Source organism: bacterium, assembly GCA_004299235.1.
Lineage (GTDB): Bacteria > Chloroflexota > Dormibacteria > Dormibacterales > Dormibacteraceae > SCQL01.
The window spans coordinates 1-17904 of sequence record SCQL01000002.1 but is presented as its reverse complement, the minus strand read 5'-3'; the positions used below and the strand labels follow the sequence as shown (position 1 = coordinate 17904).

General features: G+C 68.5%; 11 protein-coding genes and 1 tRNA gene. 4 read left to right on the top strand and 8 right to left on the bottom strand.

Annotated features, from left to right (window positions below):
- Window positions 1–113: 113 nt before the first annotated feature.
- From EPN29_00600 to EPN29_00575, 6 genes are all read right to left on the bottom strand, one after another.
- Complete coding sequence (locus EPN29_00600; protein TAN34857.1) at window positions 114–3794, bottom strand: hypothetical protein; 3681 nt, start codon at window positions 3792–3794, stop codon at window positions 114–116.
- 130 nt (window positions 3795–3924) lie between these two features.
- Window positions 3925–4001, bottom strand: a tRNA-Pro gene (locus tag EPN29_00595).
- Window positions 4002–4213: 212 nt separating this feature from the next.
- Window positions 4214–4471: a hypothetical protein gene (locus EPN29_00590; GenBank protein TAN34856.1), complete on the bottom strand. Its 258-nt coding sequence runs from the start codon at window positions 4469–4471 to the stop codon at window positions 4214–4216.
- 4 nt (window positions 4472–4475) lie between these two features.
- Window positions 4476–5186 carry a hypothetical protein gene (locus EPN29_00585; protein ID TAN34855.1) on the bottom strand — a complete coding sequence of 237 codons (711 nt, stop codon included), beginning with the start codon at window positions 5184–5186 and terminating at the stop codon, window positions 4476–4478.
- A gap of 212 nt (window positions 5187–5398) precedes the next feature.
- Window positions 5399–5797, bottom strand: a complete 399-nt coding sequence (locus tag EPN29_00580) for a VOC family protein (GenBank protein ID TAN34854.1) — start codon at window positions 5795–5797, stop codon at window positions 5399–5401.
- Window positions 5798–5897: 100 nt separating this feature from the next.
- Window positions 5898–10226, bottom strand: a complete 4329-nt coding sequence (locus EPN29_00575; protein TAN34853.1) for a DEAD/DEAH box helicase — start codon at window positions 10224–10226, stop codon at window positions 5898–5900.
- Window positions 10227–10297: 71 nt separating this feature from the next.
- Here EPN29_00575 and EPN29_00570 point away from each other — a divergent pair, with 71 nt between their 5' ends.
- A complete protein-coding gene (locus tag EPN29_00570) occupies window positions 10298–10777 on the top strand; it encodes a flavin reductase (GenBank protein ID TAN34852.1) in 480 nt (159 codons plus the stop codon).
- Window positions 10778–10781: 4 nt separating this feature from the next.
- Here the strand turns inward: EPN29_00570 and EPN29_00565 are convergent, their stop codons facing one another.
- Together EPN29_00565 and EPN29_00560 are read right to left on the bottom strand one after the other, a co-directional pair.
- Entirely contained in the window at window positions 10782–11642 is an 861-nt protein-coding gene (locus EPN29_00565; GenBank protein TAN34851.1) for a cytochrome c biogenesis protein CcdA, read from the bottom strand.
- The gene (locus EPN29_00560; protein ID TAN35017.1) at window positions 11576–12379 is read right to left on the bottom strand and encodes an alpha/beta hydrolase; all 804 of its coding nucleotides are present in this window, start codon (window positions 12377–12379) and stop codon (window positions 11576–11578) included. The genes EPN29_00565 and EPN29_00560 overlap by 67 nt, the downstream gene beginning before the upstream one ends.
- Before the next feature lie 141 nt (window positions 12380–12520).
- Here EPN29_00560 and pepF point away from each other — a divergent pair, with 141 nt between their 5' ends.
- The 3 genes from pepF to EPN29_00545 form a co-directional block, all read left to right on the top strand.
- On the top strand, window positions 12521–14347 hold the full coding sequence (gene pepF / locus EPN29_00555; GenBank protein TAN34850.1) for an oligoendopeptidase F: 1827 nt from the start codon (window positions 12521–12523) through the stop codon (window positions 14345–14347).
- A 31-nt stretch (window positions 14348–14378) separates the two neighbouring features.
- Window positions 14379–17432 (top strand): alpha-mannosidase, encoded by a 3054-nt coding sequence (locus tag EPN29_00550; protein TAN34849.1) that lies wholly within the window; start codon window positions 14379–14381, stop codon window positions 17430–17432.
- 237 nt (window positions 17433–17669) lie between these two features.
- A partial coding sequence (locus tag EPN29_00545; protein TAN34848.1) for a hypothetical protein occupies window positions 17670–17904 on the top strand: 235 nt, incomplete at its 3' end.

Here is a 17904-nt window from a genome sequence, read left to right as displayed (position 1 = left end):
CGTGAGTGTACTGGCCCGAGTTGGAGACCTTCCCGGCTACGCCGATCGACGACCAGTGACTTTTCGCCACTTTAAGCGCCCTGGGACTCTGGCCTCTTCGCGGCAGATTCCCCTCAGGAGCTGTTGCCGGAAGCGATGTCGTCTTTACCCATATCCGCAAGGCCAGGGCCAGACCCGGGCAATTTGTTGTCTCGAACCCAGTTTGACGCGCTGCCGGTCACGATGGTGATGCGCGGACCCGAAGCGGTGGCGACGACATTGTCCTGTATGAAATCGTTCCACGCATCTTCGAGCACGATGCCGGCTGACGGAACGAGTACCGCTGCGCCGGCCGCGTCGGTTCCAACGTAGTTGCCGGCGATGAGGTCGAAGCTGGCCGACGCGCTCAGCTGGATCGCGGCGTGGGCACCGCCGGCAATTGAATTGTCGAGCACGTAGTCATCCGACCCCTGTAGGTCGACTGGAGGGAACCCGTTCGGTGGAAATGGGAACGTCGACGGGAGCGATCCTGGCCAGAAGACGGTCTTGTAGTCCACGGAGACACCGATCGCGTTGCCGATGACAACGTTGTGCGGTCCAGCCACCGCCACCTGGTCTGTGACCACGTTTCGGTCGGACGGCGTTGATCCACCGATGCGGTTGAAATCGGCGGTGGAAGCTACGGTGACATTCGCCTCGCCTCCTGCAAGGGCCAGGCGGTGTGCCCCGCTGGCATCGGTCCCGATCATGTTCCCGAAAACCTCGTTGTATGAGGTGTAGTCATCGGTCAGGGTCAGCGTCCCAGCGATCACGTTGTTTTTGATCACGTTACGTGGACAGCCCGAGTACATGAGGATCGCAGCCTGGCGGTTCGCGGCGTCCAGCGCCCTCGACCCGGCGACATCCGTTCCGATGTAGTTGTTCTCGATAACCGAATCCGAGAGTCCCTTCAGGTCCAGCTCGTCCTGACCGTTACCGCTGATCACGTTCCTGTCGGCGAGGGCAGGGCCGCCGATCGTGATTCTCTTGGCCCCGCCGACGCTGATACCGGAATGGCCATTGCCGAGCGCTTTCGACCCAGTTGCATCGGTCCCTATCCGGTTGCCGACGATTCGATCATCGGTGGGCCCCGCGCAGCAGAGACTCAGACCGGCGATTCCATTGCCGCTGAGCACGTTGCGAGCAATGGTGGTGTGGCTCCCGCCCAACGCGATCCCTGAACCGGGAAAGTGGATCACCTCCAGGCCGCTCACCGTGTTTCCGTTCGAGTTGATCACAAGACCATCCGAGCCGCCATTGCCTCCGGCAAGCGCCGAACCATCGATGACGACGCCGGCGCCTGTGGCGTCCAGGGTGATGTTGTCGCGGTAGATTGATAGCGGCTGATGCGGCTGAATCGTTACTGGCGCACCGGGTGGAAATGCCGCAGGATCGAACGTGACGGTGCCGCCGGTATCGATCTGCTGCAGGCAATCGCGCAGGCTTCCGGGATCTGCATCGGCTGCGGTCGTGACCTTGCAGGTGGCGAGGGTTCCCGGGGGCGGGCTCGGGCACGGCGGTAAGGGTGAGCCGCATGGACCGGTTCGCGGCCCGGCCTGATAGGCGTCGAGGCGAGCGTCAACGGCGGCCGAAGTGGACGGATTGTCGGCTACCGGCTCGCCATTCGAAGTTACCATCGCCGTGGGGCCGGGACCGCGATCGACGATGATCAGGCCGCCACTACCTCCCGCGACGTAGGCATAGTGGCCTTCCATCACGACCCCTTCGGCGCCTCCCGGTACACGCAGCTGAGCCGCGATCGAGGGGTGGAGCGGATCTGTGATGTCGATCGCCAGCAGGCCCGCCGCACCGTCGGCGACGTAAAGGCGGCCATCGGCAAACGCCAGCATCCGCGGCCGCCCCGTATAGGAAGCGGGAAGCCGCAGTGTTCCGAGGCCGCGCATGTCTGCCGGGTTCGTGACATCGGCCAAAGCGAGCTCAGATGTCAGTCCACCACTCGAACCGATCAAGGCGGCCAGGTTTCCGGAAACATCCACCGCGTCCGCATCTGGAGGGAAGAAGCCGCCCGGGGACAGCGTGCTGATCAGTCGAGGGTTTCGGGGATCCGAAATGTCGACTGCGACGAGTCCGGATCCGGTGCCGACATATGCCAGGCTCCCCGACACCGCGACCCCGGTGCTGACATTGGCGGTCGGGAGAAAGCTCAGCATGCAGGGCGGTGACTGCCGGCCGTCAACGATGGTCAGGCCGGACTCCATGGCGTAGTAGACGATGCCCCCCTCGACAGCCAGATCGCGGGTGACTCCGCTCTCCGGGAGAGCTTGCGGAGGCCCGGCTCGTGGAGGGGCGCCGGCCGAGACGTCAACGCCCAACACGGTCGAGCCCGCGGTGAGCGTGCCTACCGGCTCCACCATTGACATCAGGGCGTTGTTGCCCACCACCGCCATCGCACCGCCTTCGGCGACGGTAGCCACTCCACCCACCACGACCGGCCGCGCCGGCTGCTCTAGATTGACGACACGCAAGCCCTCGGTCTGAGTCGCAACGTAACCCAGACCTTGCTGCACCGCTGCGGCGGCGACGAAGCCGCCTGTCGAAAACGCGCCGATCTCGCGTGGCGTGCCTCCGCGAGTCACGTCAAGAAGGGTCACGCCCGAGAAGCTGTCCACGAGGTAGGCGATGCCACCGTCGATCACCACCCGAACCGCGCGGCCGTCGACTGGGAATGTTCCGGCTGTCGTGAACGGCGCCGTCTTCTTGAGATTGATTACCTCGAGGCCTCCCGAAGCACTCGCCACATACGCGCTGGTTGAATCCTCCGCCACGCCGAGAGCCCAACTGGTCGTCGCCTGGATGCCCAAGGATTTCGGATGACTGGCGTCGCGGACATCGACGACGGCAATCCCCGCCCAACCGTCGGCAACGACCACCGTGTTCCCCGAGACGGCCACCCCGTACGCGAATCCGGGAGTGGCCAACCGGCCAACCTCAGTGGGCTTGTCGGGCTTCGAGATGTCGGCTACAAGCAGTCCCGCATCGGCTGCGGCGAGATAGGCGAAATTCCCGTTGACGGCTACATCCAAAATGTCGTTATTGCCGAAAGCTGCCCCCGCGAGCTTTGGCTTTTGCCGGTTGGCAATGTCGAGCACTGCAAACCCCGCTGGACCATCCGCCACCAGGGCATAGCGGTTGCCCAGAAGCACCACCCCATGGGCAAAACCCGGCGCTGAATATGAACCGAGCAGTTTCGGGTCTTTCGGCGCAGACACGTCGAACAGATAGACGCCTGCCGATCCAGCCGAAACGGCTGCCAAACCTGAATTGACCGCGATGCCTGTGACTTCACCGCCGAGGATCGGTGTCTCTCCGATCTCGACCGGCTTGCCGGGTATGGATACGTCGACCACAAGAACGCGTGGTCCGGCGCCCACATACATGAGGTTGCCGGCAGCGGCCACCGCTCCCGAGTCGCCGCCAACCTGGCCGGTGATCGCCATGGCGGGCGCACCACTCGACGGTTTGGCCGGCCGGGTCGGGCTGGCGATGGGCGGCGTTGGCCCCGCGGGGCACTGCGGCATAGCCCCTCCGGTTCGGGGATCCAGGCCGGCCAGTCTGGCCGGCGGCGTAAAGGTCGGAGCCTTCGTCAGAGGCGAGACGGCGCTTGGCGCCGGCGCGTTAGTTGTGCAGCCGGACACAAGAAGGATGATCGCGCCGCAGATCGGGGCTAAAGCCTTGACCAATGAAACTTTACAGAGCCGGTCCCAATGGTCGCCGGTTGAAGCCCCAGGACCAGACCACTTTCGCCCGAGGCCCACCGAACTCGATCGAGGAGCCGACCGGTTCAAATCCCGTACCTATTCTCCCCACTCCGCTACCCATAGCCGCAATATGTTGTAGTCGCGCGGTGCCCATTCCTAGATCTTGTGGGTTGAAATAAGGTCGGAATGGTCGGGGAGGCGGGATTTGAACCCGCGACCACTTGACCCCCAGTCAAGTGCGCTACCGAGCTGCGCTACTCCCCGATCACATGGGCAACTGATTCGCTCCTTCCGCCATCGCATGGCGCTTGGCGATTCGGGCGCCATGCATGCCGGATCAGGGGATCGATTCTACCCGTGGCCTGTCGGAGCGGGCTGTGTGCGGGAGCCTGCCGGGTTCGTGCGCCGATGCGTCGCACGTCGGCAGACCGACGGGACGATAGGCGGCGCCCCCCGCGGGTGCCCGGTGCTAGACCCTAGGGGTTGACGCCTTCCAGATACTTGGAAACGGCGACGCTCCCGTCGAAGTAGTTGGCGTGGGTTTGCTCGACAGTCTCCAGGGAGTCGGCCCCGATCAGGACGATCTCGACCAGCTTCCGGTCCTGAAGCTCCTTCTCCTTGGCTGAGTATGCGGCCACCGCCCGTTCCCCGTCTTCTTCGAACGAGATCAGTTCCTCCATGACACCTTTGTCATGGTCGAAGACGATCAGGAAGTGCTTGATGCCCTTGCTCATTTAGCTAGTCTCCCACAAAGGGCGCCCCGGCTTGGCGCGCTTCGGCGATCTTGAGACGCAGGCTGTCGGGAACCGGAGCGCCCCGTTCCTCCAAGGCCATCGCCTCCGAGATCGCCGCCAGCCAGACCTGAACCTCCCCGGGGCCGAAGCCACTCTTGACGTCGACGTCAAGACGCCCCGAGAGCCGCTCAACGGCGATGGCCCAGGAGTGCATGAGGGGGGTCCGAAGCTGAACTTCGATGCGCCTGTCGATCCCCTCTTGATCTTCGTAACAGACAACGACGTGGACCGCCCGGTACCCCGACGCCCGGGGGTTGAGGATGTAGTCGTCATAGCCGACCGGTGGCCGGTTGTGCTTCAGCTTTCGCTCAATGCGACGCAGGTCTTCGATCGATCGCACGACGGCGCGGCAACCGCCAATGTCCTGCATTCGAGACAGGTCCATGGTGGGGTGTCGGTGCAGCTTGTCCATGATCGTCGCCATTCGCTTTAGCCGCTGTGAGATCACTGCGTCGATCTTCAGCGAAGATGCGATCGAGCGTAGGCCCATGTTGGCCTTCACAAGAGGTGTTTGGTGAGCAGCTCGGAAAAGCTGGATCGTTTCGATCGCCCTGACAAACTCGTCGTAGGTGCTGCGACGGTCTGGATCGGAAAGATGACGAATGACGCTGGCGGCCTTCCGGATCTGGGCGCGCGACGGAAAGGCTTCTGCCACGCGCGCAAGCTATCACTTCACTCCGCTCGCCTCCTAAATAGGTCGGCTTCCTCGACCTTCAGGACTCGGCCAGTCGTTTGCGAGTGTTCAGTCGCGGTTTTCGACGCCAAGATACGGGCCCTCCATGGGCCCGCTCCGGCGCCGCGCCCGGGCGCGATCGCGCGCGAGCGGTCACGGCGCCATGACCGATGGGCGTGCGGCGGGTCGTCAGCTCAATGGCTGCTGGTCGCCACGGCCGCCCTTTGCAGCAGGCCGACCACGTTGCCCTCGCTGTCCTTGAACCAGGCGGCCTTTTCCTCGCCGATCGACGCGATGCCGCCCTCGGTCTTCAAGCCCGGAAAGTCGTACTCCTCGAACGCCACGCCCCTTTCCTTCAGCTCATTCACCGCGACTGCGATGTCGTCGACTTCGAGGCCCATCTGGGTGTGATCGCCGGAAGCCTTGCCGTGGCTCGGAAACACGAGGAAGCGACTGCTGCCCACGTTGTAGAAGACGCTGCCGTCAGATAACGATTCGCCAGGCGCAAGGCCGAGCTTTTGCTCGTAGAAGTTGCGGGCCCGCCCGATGTCCTGGGCGGGAATCGCGGCTCGGGACTCTTTGAAGCTCAACATGGTCCACCTCCACGTCTTCGGCTCCGGCTGGCGGGGAACATGTCCACAGCCGCGAGCCCAACCAACCCATTATGGGCGCCATCAGTGGGACCGTCCTGGGTCAGCCGCGGGACCGGTAGGCGACCAGGCTTCGGTGTGTCGAGGTGAAGCCCGCCTCGCGCAGCAGGGCGTTCAAAGGTGACTCCATGACAGGCACGCCGTCGACGCGCTGCAGCTCGACCTTGCCGGCCCGCGTGGCGACATCGATGAGCGCCTGCAGGTGCTCCGGCTCGACCCCGCCGTTGGTGAGCAGCGACCGCCCGCCGCGCTCCAGGTACAGCACGAGGGCGCCGTCATCCAGCACGCAGTACGCGCCCGCGGCGCGCGCCATCCGTCCATCCGATCGCGGCCACGGCAGGACCGATCCGTACGCGCTCGCCGGATCGCTCGCCGCCAGCGCCAGCACTCCGCCGCCCGCATCCCGCAGCGAGCGCAGCCGGTCGACCGCCCCGGGCATCGCGAACTGCGAACCGCCCAGTCCCTCGACGAAGTAACCGCGACGGATGCGGCCGGCCTCCTCCATGGCGCGCAACACCGGGTACAGCCCCGCGAAGCCTCCGGGCCAGCCCTCCGCCACGACGGCCTCCCGCGTGAGCACGCCATGACGCTGCAGCAGGACACCCGCTTCGGCGTGCAGCCTCTCGGTCGCCGCCGCGCCCGACCCGACCAGGTCCGCCACCAACGACCAGCGGCCCGCGGCGCGCGGCTGCGTGAGTCGCGGCAGGCGCGGCCGCCGGGCCGGTCTGCGGGCCGCCGGGCCCAGCAGCCGCAGGGGGGCGAACGTGTCGTTGGTGACCTCGCCGGACCACACCAGGTCCCACAACGCATCGAGCATCTCCTCCTCGTCGCCGCCGCCACAGGAGCTGTAGAGGTCGCGGAAGAAGCTCGCGCCTCGGGCTCCCAGGTGATCGCGCAGTCGCGTGTGAAGGTCCGACTGAGGCGCGTCGGCGGGCTCCGGCACAAGACGCGGAGCGTCGCCTCGCAGGTACAGCGCCACCCGGCCGTCGCTCGTGCCCAGAGAACCCCGGCCGACCCACACCACCTCACCCATCGACACCAGCTCGTCCAGCAGGCGCGGGGCGTAGCCCGAAACGCGGCTCGCGATGACGTCGCGCTCGATCACGGTGGCCGGCAGCGCCAGGCCCTGGAGCTGGAAGGCGACCTCCAGCAAACGATCGACGCCGCCAACCTTGACTCCAACCCCGTGCCACGCCGGCAGGAATCGGGCCAGCACCTCCGGCGCGACCGACTCGACCTCGCGCCGGAGCGCCGCCAGCGACCGCCGGCGCAGCAGCCGCAGGACCTCGGGGTGGCAGTGCTCCCGGCCCTGAGCCGCCGGCCGGAACTCGCCGGCGAGCACGTCCCCGCGCGCCGCCAGTCGCGCCAGCGCGGCCTCGATCGACGCCACCGGCACCCCCCAGCGTCGGGCCGGATCGGCGGTGACGAAAGGCACATGCGTGCGCGCCCAACGCCGAAGCAGCGATTCCAGCGGTTCCGGCCCCGGGCTCAAAAACGCGTCGGGCAAGCCGACCGGCAGGCTCGCTCCGGCGGCCTCCCGGAAGCGGCCCGCGTCTTCGGCCGCGATCCAACGCGACTCGCCCGCCAGTCGAACCTGGATCGCCCGCCGTTCCTTTTGCAGCGAGAGCAGCCATGCCTCCGCGACGCCGCGCGCCACGGCCTCTTCGCCGGTGAGGTCGCCCAGGCGCACGAGCAGGTCGTGCGCCTCGTCCGAGTCGCGCGGGAAGCGCTCCGGCAGCAGGCCCTGGAGCTCGAGCTCGACCGCCGCGATCGCCTCGGGGTCGAGCAGCTCACGAAGGTCTTCGCTGCCCAGCAGCTCGGCCAGCAGCTCCCGGTCGAGGGTCAGCGCCTGCGCGCGGCGCTCGGCCAGCGGCGAGTCGCCCTCGTACATGAACTCAGCCACGTAGGAGAAGAGCAGCGACGACGCGAACGGCGACGCCCGTTCGGTGTCCACGGCGACGACCCGGATCTCGCGCGAGCGGATCGAACGCAGCAGCGCCGTCAGCGCGGGCATGTCGAAGTGATCGCTCATCACCTCGCGCCAGGTCTCGGCCAGGATCGGGAAATCGGGATACCGGCCGGCGACCTGCAGCAGGCCCGCGCTGCGCATGCGCTGCTGCCACAGCGGCGTCCGCTGACCTGGGCGGCGACGCGGCAGCAGGAGCGACCGCGCCGCGTTCTCGCGGAAGCGGGCCGCGAACAGAGCGGACACCGGCAGCTGTGCGGCCACCAGCGACTCGACCTCTTCGGGATCGAGCAGCAGCTCGTCCAGCGCGGGCGGTGATTCCACCTCGGGCAGGTGCATGGCGATGCCATCGTCGGTCCACAGCGCGCGAACGTCGACGCCGAGCCGATCCCTCAACCGCGCCTCCAGGGCCAGCGCCAGCGGCGCGTGCACCCGTCCCCCAAAGGGCGTGTGGACGCAGACCCTCCAGTCACCGACCTCGTCGCGGAACCGCTCGACCACGACCGTGCGGTCGTCCGGCACCGCACCGGTCGCGGCCGCCTGGTCGTCGAGGTAGGCGAGCAGGTTCTTGACGGCGCGATCGTCGAAACCCGCCCGCTCTCGCAAGCGCCGCCCGGCCGCCTTCGGTCCCAGGGCGCGCAGCTCGCGGACCATCTTCCCCAGCGCCGCGCCCAGCTCGGCGGGCCGGCTCGGAGCGTCGGCCTTCCAGAACGCGATCTTGCCGGCCTCACCCGGGGCCGGCGTGACCAGGACCTGCGAGGGCGTGATCTCGGCGATCCTCCACGTCGAGGCGCCGAGGACGAACGTCTCGCCGACGCGGGTTTCGTAAACCATCTCCTCGTCGAGCTCGCCCACGCGCCTTCCGTCCTCGAGCAGGTTCACGGAGTAAAGACCGCGATCCGGGATGGTCCCCGGATTGGTCACCGCCAGCCGCTGGGCGCCGGCGCGGCCGCGCACCGTGCCCGCCACGCGGTCCCACACGATTCGCGGCCGCAGCTCCGCGAACTCGTCCGATGGATAGCGACCGCTCAGCATGTCGAGCACCGACTCGAAGGCTCGCGGTCCCAAGTCGCTGTAGGGATACGCCCGGCGGACGACGCGTCCGAGCTCGTCGACCTTCCATTCATCCATGGCGCACATCGCGACCACCTGCTGCGCGAGCACGTCCAGCGGCTTGCGGGGCACGATCGTGGATTCGATGCGGCCTTCGAGCATGCCTTCGACCACGGCCGCCGACTCGAGCAGGTCGCCGCGGAACTTCGGGATGACGATGCCGCGTGACACCTCCCCCACCGAGTGGCCCGCCCGGCCGACCCGCTGGATCCCCGCGGCCACGCTGGGTGGCGCCTCCACCTGGAGCACCAGGTCGACCGCGCCCATGTCGATGCCCAGCTCGAGGGTCGACGTGGCCACCAGCCCGCGCACGACGCCCGCCTTGAGCTGGTCTTCGATCAGCAGGCGTTGCTCCCGGGCGATGGAGCCGTGATGCGCGCGCACGAGCTCCTCCTCCGCCAGCTCGTTGACCCTCGCCGCGATGCGCTCCGCCAGCCTCCGCGAGTTGACGAAGACGATGGTCGAGCGGTGCTCGCGAATGAGCTCGAGCAGCCGCGGATAGATGGCCGGCCAGATGCTGTTGGCGGCCTGGCCCCTGCCGTCCTCCACCGCCAGCCGCGCCATGTCCTCGACCGGCACCTCGACGCTCACCTCCATCGTCTTCAGCCTCCCGGCGTCGACGACGGCCACCTCACGCCCGGCGCCGCCGAGGAAGCGCGCGACCTCCTCCAGCGGGCGCTGCGTCGCCGAGAGCCCGATGCGCTGCGGCTCGACCTTGGTCAGCGCGCACAGTCGCTCCAGGCTCAGCGCCAGGTGGCTCCCCCTCTTGGTGGCGGCGACCGAGTGGATCTCATCGACGATCAGCCACCTGACGGAGGCGAGCATCCGCCGGGCGGCGCTCGTGAGGATGAGAAAGAGCGACTCGGGCGTGGTGATGAGGATGTCGGGCGGGTGACGCTCCATCGAGCGGCGCACGTCGGAGGGCGTGTCCCCGGTGCGGATGGCGACCGAGATGTCTGGCCCCACCCGCCCGCCCGCCGCCATCTGGTGACGGATGCCGACCAGCGGCGAGCGCAGGTTGCGGTCGACGTCGTGCGCCAGCGCTTTGAGCGGCGACACATAAAGGACGCGACAGCGCTCCGCCTCGGCCGGCCGGGGTTCGGCGGCCAGGCGGTCCAGGCACCACAGGAACGCGGCGAGGGTCTTGCCGCTGCCGGTCGGGGCCGCCATCAGGACGTGCTTGCCCGACGCCACCTCATGCCAGCCGCGCTCCTGCACCTGGGTCGGCGCGGCGAAGGCCGCCCGGAACCAGTCACGCGTGGCGGGCGAAAAGAGATCGAGCGAGCTCCCCACGCAGGCAAGTCTGCGCCGTACCGGAGCGCCAAACAAGCGTTCGTCAACGGGGCCCGACTACGATCGCTGCTGTGATCGAGCCGCAGAGATTCCGCCAGGTCATGGCCAGCTTTCCGAGTGGCGTCGTGGTGCTCACCGCCTTCGGCCCGGACGGGCTGCCGCGCGGGCTGACCGTGAGCGCCTTCTGCGCCGTTTCGCTGGAGCCGCCGCTCGCGCTGGCCTGCGTCGACAGGAAATCCAACACGCTGCCCGCCGTGCAGCACACCGGAGGCTTCACCGCCAACATCCTGGCCGCCGGTCGCGAGCCGCTGGCCCGGCGCATGGCGACCAAGCGGACGGACAAGTTCGACGCCGTCGCGTGGCGGCGTTCCGACACCGGCGCCGGCGGCCCGATCCTGGAAGAGGACACCGCCGCCTTTGCCGTGTGCACGCTGAAGCAGACGATCGAAGCCGGCGACCACTGGGTCCTCATCGGCCACGTCACCGAAGGCGAGCATCGCGAGGGGGTCGCCCCTCTGATCTTCAGCCGGCGGGGCTACTTCGACCGGTAGCGGATCAGATGGCCGGCGACGGCCACGAGGGGACCAGCTGCGACAGGACCGCCGACAGGACCGTGAGCTTGTTCATCAGCAGCAGCACGCCCATCACGAGCAGCACGCCGGCGGACGCCAGCTCGATCGCCCGCTGGTGGCTGTTGACCAAGCGCACCAGCGGACGCGCGCGCTCGAGCGCGAACGCCAGCGCCACGAACGGCAGACCCAGGCCCAGGCAGTAGGCCACCATCAGGCCTAGACCCTGCGCCGTCGTGCCCACCGTGACCGCCGAGCTCAACACCGCGCTCAACGTCACCCCGATGCACGGCGTCCAGCCGCTGGCGAAACCCATCCCGAGCACGAATCCGCCGGCGATGCCGCCACCCTGCGGCGCCCGATTCATCACCCGGTACTCATTCGAGAGCAAAGGGATCCGGATCAAGCCGGCGACGTGGGCGGCCATGGCGATGACGAAGACTCCGGCCACGACCGGCACGTATGCGCGTACCGGCTGGACGACGAGCGAGAAGATGTAGAAGAACAGGATGAACACCAGCGACAGGCCGGCGACGAAACCGAGCCCGGCGGCCGCGACGGGGAGCGACGTCGACGCCCGGCCGGCGGTCGCGACGCCCCCGGCTGACGCCGCCGCGACCGGCTGGCCGGCCCGCGCGCCCAGGTAGGCCAGGTAGGCGGGGACCAGCGGGAGCACGCAGGGCGAGACGAACGAGACCAGGCCCGCGAGCAGGGCGAGGGCCGGGCTGATGCCGTCCAGGGTGCCGGCTCCGGCCGCCAGGTAAAGGCTCGGCACGCCGCCTAGCTCCGCTGCAGCACGCCCGCGCGCTGCGCGTTGCCGGCGATGGCGTCCAGGACTTGCGGCCACACCCGCCTGGGCAGGTCGTGCCCCATCCCCTCCAGCTCGATCAGGCGCGCCCCAGGCATCACGGCCGCCACCTTGCGGCCGTTCTCGACCGGGATCAGGACGTCGTCGACGCCGTGGATCACCAAGGTCGGCGCCTCGACACGCGCCAACCTCGCGAGCCGGCCCTTGGCGGCCAGGATCGCGATCAGCTGGCGGCCCGTGCCCACGGGGTAGTACGCGCGGTTCACGGCCCGCTCGGCGCGCCGGCGCTCGAAGTCTTCGTCGAACAGATCCTGGCTGCCCAGCAGCACCCGCCGCGTCGACATTGCCTGCTCGATCCGCTCCTCGCGCGTCGATGGCGGCACCGCCATGAGGACCGCGATGCCCTCGGGCTTCGGCGGCACCTCGTCGGCCCCGCCCGGGCCGGACATGATCGAGGTCAGCGTGAGGACGCGACGTGGGTGGTTGATGGCCACGAGCTGGGCGACATAGCCTCCCATCGAGGCGCCGACGATGTGCGCCGCGACAATGCCCAGGGCGTCGAGGAGTCCGACCGCGTCGCCGGCCAGGTCATCCAGCGTGTAGGCCGGCTTGAGGTCTCCACCCAGCGCCGCGGCCAGATCCGGCGGCCCCGCGGCCTCCATTCTCGCGGACAGGCCTGAATCGCGGTTGTCATAGCGGATGACGAAAAAGCCCCGGCCGGCCAGGGCGGCGCAGAAGGCGTCGTCCCAGCTGATCATCTGCGCGCCCAGGCCCATGATCAGCAGCAGCGCAGACCCGAGCGGCTCGCCGAAGGTCTCGTACTCGATGGCGATCCCGTTGGCGCTGGCTTGAGGCACGTGGCGAATGCTACCGCCACTCCGGAAACCCGCCTCGCGCACCAGGTAGTGTTAGCCGCCGTGACCAACTCCCTGCCGCGGCGTGCGGAGCTGGACCAGCGCTTCACCTGGGACGGCGAAAGCGTTTTTCCGGACGAGGCGGGCTGGGAGGCGGCGGTCGAAACGATCCTCGCGAGGCTGCCCGACCTGGCCGAGTTCAAAGGCCACCTCGGCGACTCACCGGATGCCCTGGCCGACTGGTTCGACGCGTCGGAACGCGTCCACCGGTTGATGGGCAAGGTGATGGTGTACAGCACGATGGCGTACTCGGTCGACACCGGCGACCAGGGCGCCGCCGCGCGCGCCGACCGCGCCCGCTCGACGGCGGCCCAGCTCGGCGCCACGACGTCATTCGCGCTGCCGGAGATGATCCAGATCGGGCTGCCGAAGCTCCGCGAATGGGTGGCGGACTCGCGCCGGCTCGCGCACCTCGGCCACTACTTCGACCGCCTGGAGAAACTGCAGCGCCGCATCCGCAGCGCCGAGGTCGAGGAGGTGCTGACGCAGGTGTCGGACCCGCTCGCCACCGCGCTCTCGGTCCACGGCGTGCTCGCCAACACCGATCTGCAATTCGCGCCCGCGGTCGGAGCGAAAGGAGAGCGGCAGGAGGTCGCCCAGGGGACGATCGCGGCGCTGGTCACGAGCCCGGACCGGGAGGTCCGCCGCACCGCTTTCGAGAGCTACGCCGACGCGCACATCGCGATGCAGCACGCGATGGCGGCGAGCCTCGCCGGCGGAATCAAGCGCGACGTCTTCTTCGCGCGCGCGCGCGGCTACGCGTCATCTCTGCAAGCGGCGCTCGAGCCCAGCCACATCCCGACCGAGGTCTACCACCACGTCCTGCGCGCGTTCCGCGACCACGTGGGCACGTGGCATCGCTACTGGAGGGTGCGCAGAAGGGCGCTGGGCTTGGACGTGCTCAAGCCCTACGACACTCGCGCGCAGCTGGGCACGGCGACTCTCCACGTGCCTTACGAGCAGGCCGTGGAGTGGATCGCCGAGGGCGTCAGGCCGCTGGGAGAGGAGTACGTGAGCGTCCTGCGCCGGGGCGCCCTGGAGGAGCGATGGGTGGACGTCTACCCCAACCGGGGCAAGCGGATGGGCGCCTTCTCGACCGGGGTGCCCGACACCTTCCCCTTCATCTTCATGAGCTACAACGACGACATCTACTCGATGAGCACCCTCGCGCACGAGCTCGGTCACTCGATGCATTCGTACTACGCACGCAAGACGCAGCCTTTCATCTATGCCGGCTACGGGCTGTTCCAGGCCGAGGTGGCCTCGAACATGCACCAGGCGCTGACGCGACGCCACCTGCTCGACACCCAGACCGATCCCGCCTTCCAGGTCGCCGTGATCGAAGAGGCGATGGCCAACTTCTATCGCTACTTGTTCATCATGCCGGCGCTGGCTCGCCTCGAGCTGGAGATGCACGAGCGGGTCGAGCGCGGGGGAGCGATCACCGCCGGCTATCTGAACGAGCTGATGGCGGACCTCATGACCGAGGTCTACGGGTCCGAGGTCGAGGTCGGCGCCGAGGACCGGGAGCGCATCGGCTCGACGTGGGCGCAGTTCCACACCCACCTCTACAGCAACTTCTATGTCTACCAGTACGCGACCGGGATCGCGGGCGCGGACCACCTGGTCGACCGGGTCGCGGCCGGCGATCCGCGCGCGGTCGAGTCGTACCTGGCGTTCCTGAAGAGCGCCGGGTCCATGTATCCCCTCGACGGCCTCAGGCTGGCCGGGGTCGACATGACCTCGTCCGAGCCGGTCGAGGCCGCGTTCGCGACCCTGGCCGAGATGGTCGCGCGGCTCGAAGAGCTGGTCGACGCCCAGCACGACTGAGTCTTTCGGCCGAAAGCGCCAGCCGGAGCCCATGATGTCGGACAGCGTGGCGCCCTCCGATCCAGACCGGCTGCGGCAAGTCCTGGAGCGCCGGCTGCTGCGGGCGATCCACCGCGGGAGCGCGCCGCTGGAGCTGACGGCGTTCTGCGTGCGCGGCGAGCCCATCAGCTTTGAGGCGGCGCGCCGGGGCGAGTACCGGCCTTTCAGGGTCGGCGACGCCTGGGGCCCGCCGTGGAGCACGACCTGGTTTCGCGTCCGCGGCCAGGTGCCCGACGGGTGGCCCGGGCGCGAGGCCCAAGACCCCTCACGGGACCTCTTTTCCCAAGGGAAGAGGGCGTCAGTGGTAGCGCTGTTCGACCTGGGTTTCACCGGCGACACGGGCTTCACGTGTGAGGCGCTGGCGTGGAAGGACGGCCGGCCGTGGCGGGGCGTCGACCCGAACCACCGGTGGCTGCCGGTCGAAGGCCCAGAGATCGACTTCCATCTCGAGGCCGCCGCCAACCCCACGGCGACGGTGTCCGGCCCGGAGCCGGCGCCTTCGATGATCGCCCTGCGCACGTCGGCCCAGAAGGCCTTCACGCTCAGACAGGCGGAGCTGATGATCCAGGACGAGGGCATGCGCCGCCTCGCGCTCGATTTCAAAGTCCTGCTCGAGCTGGCGCTCGCCCTGCCCGAGGGCGATCGGCGTCGAAGGGAGATCATGGCGGCCCTGCATCGGTTCGCGGACCGCATCGAACTCGGCCTGGAGGCCGGATGCACGCCGGACGCCGGGCGTGAGCTCGCCGAATTGCTCTCGCGCCCGAGCGACTCGCCACATTCGATCACCGCCATCGGCCACGCGCACATCGACACCGCCTGGCTGTGGCCGCTGCGGGAGGCCCGCCGCAAGTGCGCCCGCAGCTTCTCGACCGCGCTCGCGCTGATGGACGAGCACCCGGATTACCGCTTCGCCTGCTCGCAGCCCGCGCAGTACGCGTGGATGAAGGTCTCCTACCCGGACATCTACCGCCGCATGCGCGCCAAGGTCACGTCGGGCCAATGGGAGCCGGTCGGCGCGATGTGGGTCGAGGCCGACTGCAACCTCCCCTCGGGCGAGTCGCTCGTCCGCCAGCTGCTGCACGGGAAGCGTTTCTTCCTCAAGGAATTCGGCTATGAGGTCAAAGAGCTTTGGCTGCCGGACGTGTTTGGTTATCCGGGCTCGCTGCCGCAGCTCATCGCCGAAGCGGGCTGCGACTGCTTCCTCACTCAAAAGCTGTCATGGAACGAGTTGAACAAGCCGGAGCACCACACCTTTATGTGGGAGGGGATCGACGGGACGCGCGTCTTCACGCACTTCCCGCCGGCGGACACGTACAACGGCGACTTCACGGCCGGGCAGGTGGTGCGCAGCGAGGCGAATTTCAAGGATGCGGAACGGTCCTCGCGCTCGCTGTATCTGTTCGGCTGGGGCGACGGAGGTGGAGGGCCGGAGCCCGACATGCTCGAGGCCGCGCACCGGCTGCGCGACCTCGACGGCGCCCCGCGCGTCGAGCTGGGGCGGGCGCGCGACTTCTTCGAATCGGCCGCGGCCGAAGCACGACACCTGACCACGTGGGTCGGAGAGCTGTACTTCGAGCTCCATCGCGGAACCTACACGACGCAGTCGCGCGTCAAGCGGCTCAACCGGCGGGCCGAGCAGGCGCTGCGCGAAGCGGAGATGTGGTCGGTGGCCGCGGCCGGCAAATACCCGGCGGGCGAGCTGCAGGACCTGTGGCAGCGGCTGCTGCTCAACCAGTTCCACGACATCCTCCCCGGGTCGAGCATCGACTGGGTGTACGAGCAGGCCGAGAGCGAGCTCGAGCGGGTGATCGAGAACGCCGGCGGCATCTCCGCCGCCGCCCGCTCACGGCTCGCCGGCACTGGCCCAAGGATGGCCGTCTTCAACGTCAACTCGCACCATCGGCGTGAGGTGGTGGAGGCGGGCGGCGGGCCGGTTATGGTGGATGCGCCGGCGAGCGGGTGGGCGGTGCACGAGGCCTCCGGCATCGCGGCCGGCGGAGAGGTCGGCGTGTCCGGCCGGAAGCTGGAGAACGACCTGCTCCAGGTGCGGTGGGACGAGAACGGGCTCTTGACCTCGATCTGGGACAAGGGGGCCGGGCGTGAGGTGCTGGCGGACCGAGCCCGAGGCAATCTCTTGCAGCTGCATGACGACCACCCGGCCCGGTGGGATGCATGGGATGTCGACCTCAGCTACCGCCAGCACCATGCCGACCTGGTGGCACTGGCGTCCGAGGAGGTTGAGCAGGGCGGTCCGCTGCGCGCCGCGGTCAGGTGGGTGCGGAGGTCCGGTGCGTCGACCATTCGCCAGCGCATGGTGCTCGATGCCGGATCGCGGGTGCTTCGGTTCGAGACCGATGTCGATTGGCAGGAGGAGCACAAGTTCTTGAAGGTCGCGTTCCCGGTCGCGGTGAGGTCGCCGCACGCGACCTACGAGATCCAGTTTGGCCACCTCGAACGGCCGACGCACACCAACACGAGCTGGGACGCGGCGCGTTTCGAGGTGTGCGCGCAGCGATGGGCGGACCTCGGCGAAGCCGGTTACGGCGTGGCGCTGCTCAACGACTGCAAGTACGGGTACGACATCCTGGGCTCGGTGATGCGGCTGTCGCTGCTGCGAGCGCCCACGCACCCCGACCCGACGGCGGACAGGGGCCGGCACCGCTTCACCTATGCCCTCATGCCCCACCCCGGCGACTTTCGCCAGGCCGGCGTCATCGCGGCCGCCGAAGACCTCAACGCGCCGCTGCGGGTCGTGAGCAGCCAGAAGCGTGCCGGCGAGCGACGCTCGCTGATCGAGGTCGACACACCGCAGGTCGTGGTCGAGACGATCAAGCGCGCTGAGGATTCGGACGCGGTGGTGGTCCGGCTCTACGAGGCTTGGGGAGGTCGATGCCGGGCCCGCCTGGCCACCACCCTGCCCGCCACGCGGGCGACGCTGTGCGACCTGCTGGAGAGAGAGCGCCGCGAGGTCGTGGTGCGGGACGGCACGATCGAGCTGGAGCTCACCCCATTCAAGCTCCTGACCCTGAAGCTGGAGCGCCCGTAGCAGCGCGCCGGCATCCGGAGTCTGGGGGCAGGCCTGGCGGCCCAGAGCGTGTGGGGGTGCGCGTGGGGTCTGGGAGGCCCACAAGCGATGTCGGTGGGGGAAGATCCCCCTCTCCCCTGCGGGGAGAGGGTCAGGGTGAGGGGCGCGGGCCCGGTACCGCTGTGGAGCGAGAGCTTTTTCGTGATTTACAGCCTTTTGCCGCTTGACGCCCGAACGGATGTTTGGTGGCATGGTCGCATGTTGGGGGTCGGGGGCACAGACCTTGAGGAGCTGGCGCTCGCGGTGCGCAAATTCCAGCATCGCGACGAGCGCCGCGTCGACGCCAAGGGCCTGCGCGGCCTGATCGACGCCCTGGAGGGCGAGTTCTCCGCCATGGCCCGCCGCCTCCAGGAGTCGGGCGAGCATCTGCGGGGCGGCAGCGTCTCCGCCGTCGCCTGGCTGAGCCGGAGCTGCGCCATGTCCGCCACCTCCG

Coding starts and splice junctions, on each gene's coding strand:
- EPN29_00580 (TAN34854.1), bottom strand. CDS start 5,797: ATGTTGAGCTTCAAAGAGTCCCGAGCCGCGATTCCCGCCCAGGACATC.
- EPN29_00550 (TAN34849.1), top strand. CDS start 14,379: ATGATGTCGGACAGCGTGGCGCCCTCCGATCCAGACCGGCTGCGGCAA.
- EPN29_00560 (TAN35017.1), bottom strand. CDS start 12,379: ATGGGCCTGGGCGCGCAGATGATCAGCTGGGACGACGCCTTCTGCGCC.
- EPN29_00590 (TAN34856.1), bottom strand. CDS start 4,471: ATGAGCAAGGGCATCAAGCACTTCCTGATCGTCTTCGACCATGACAAA.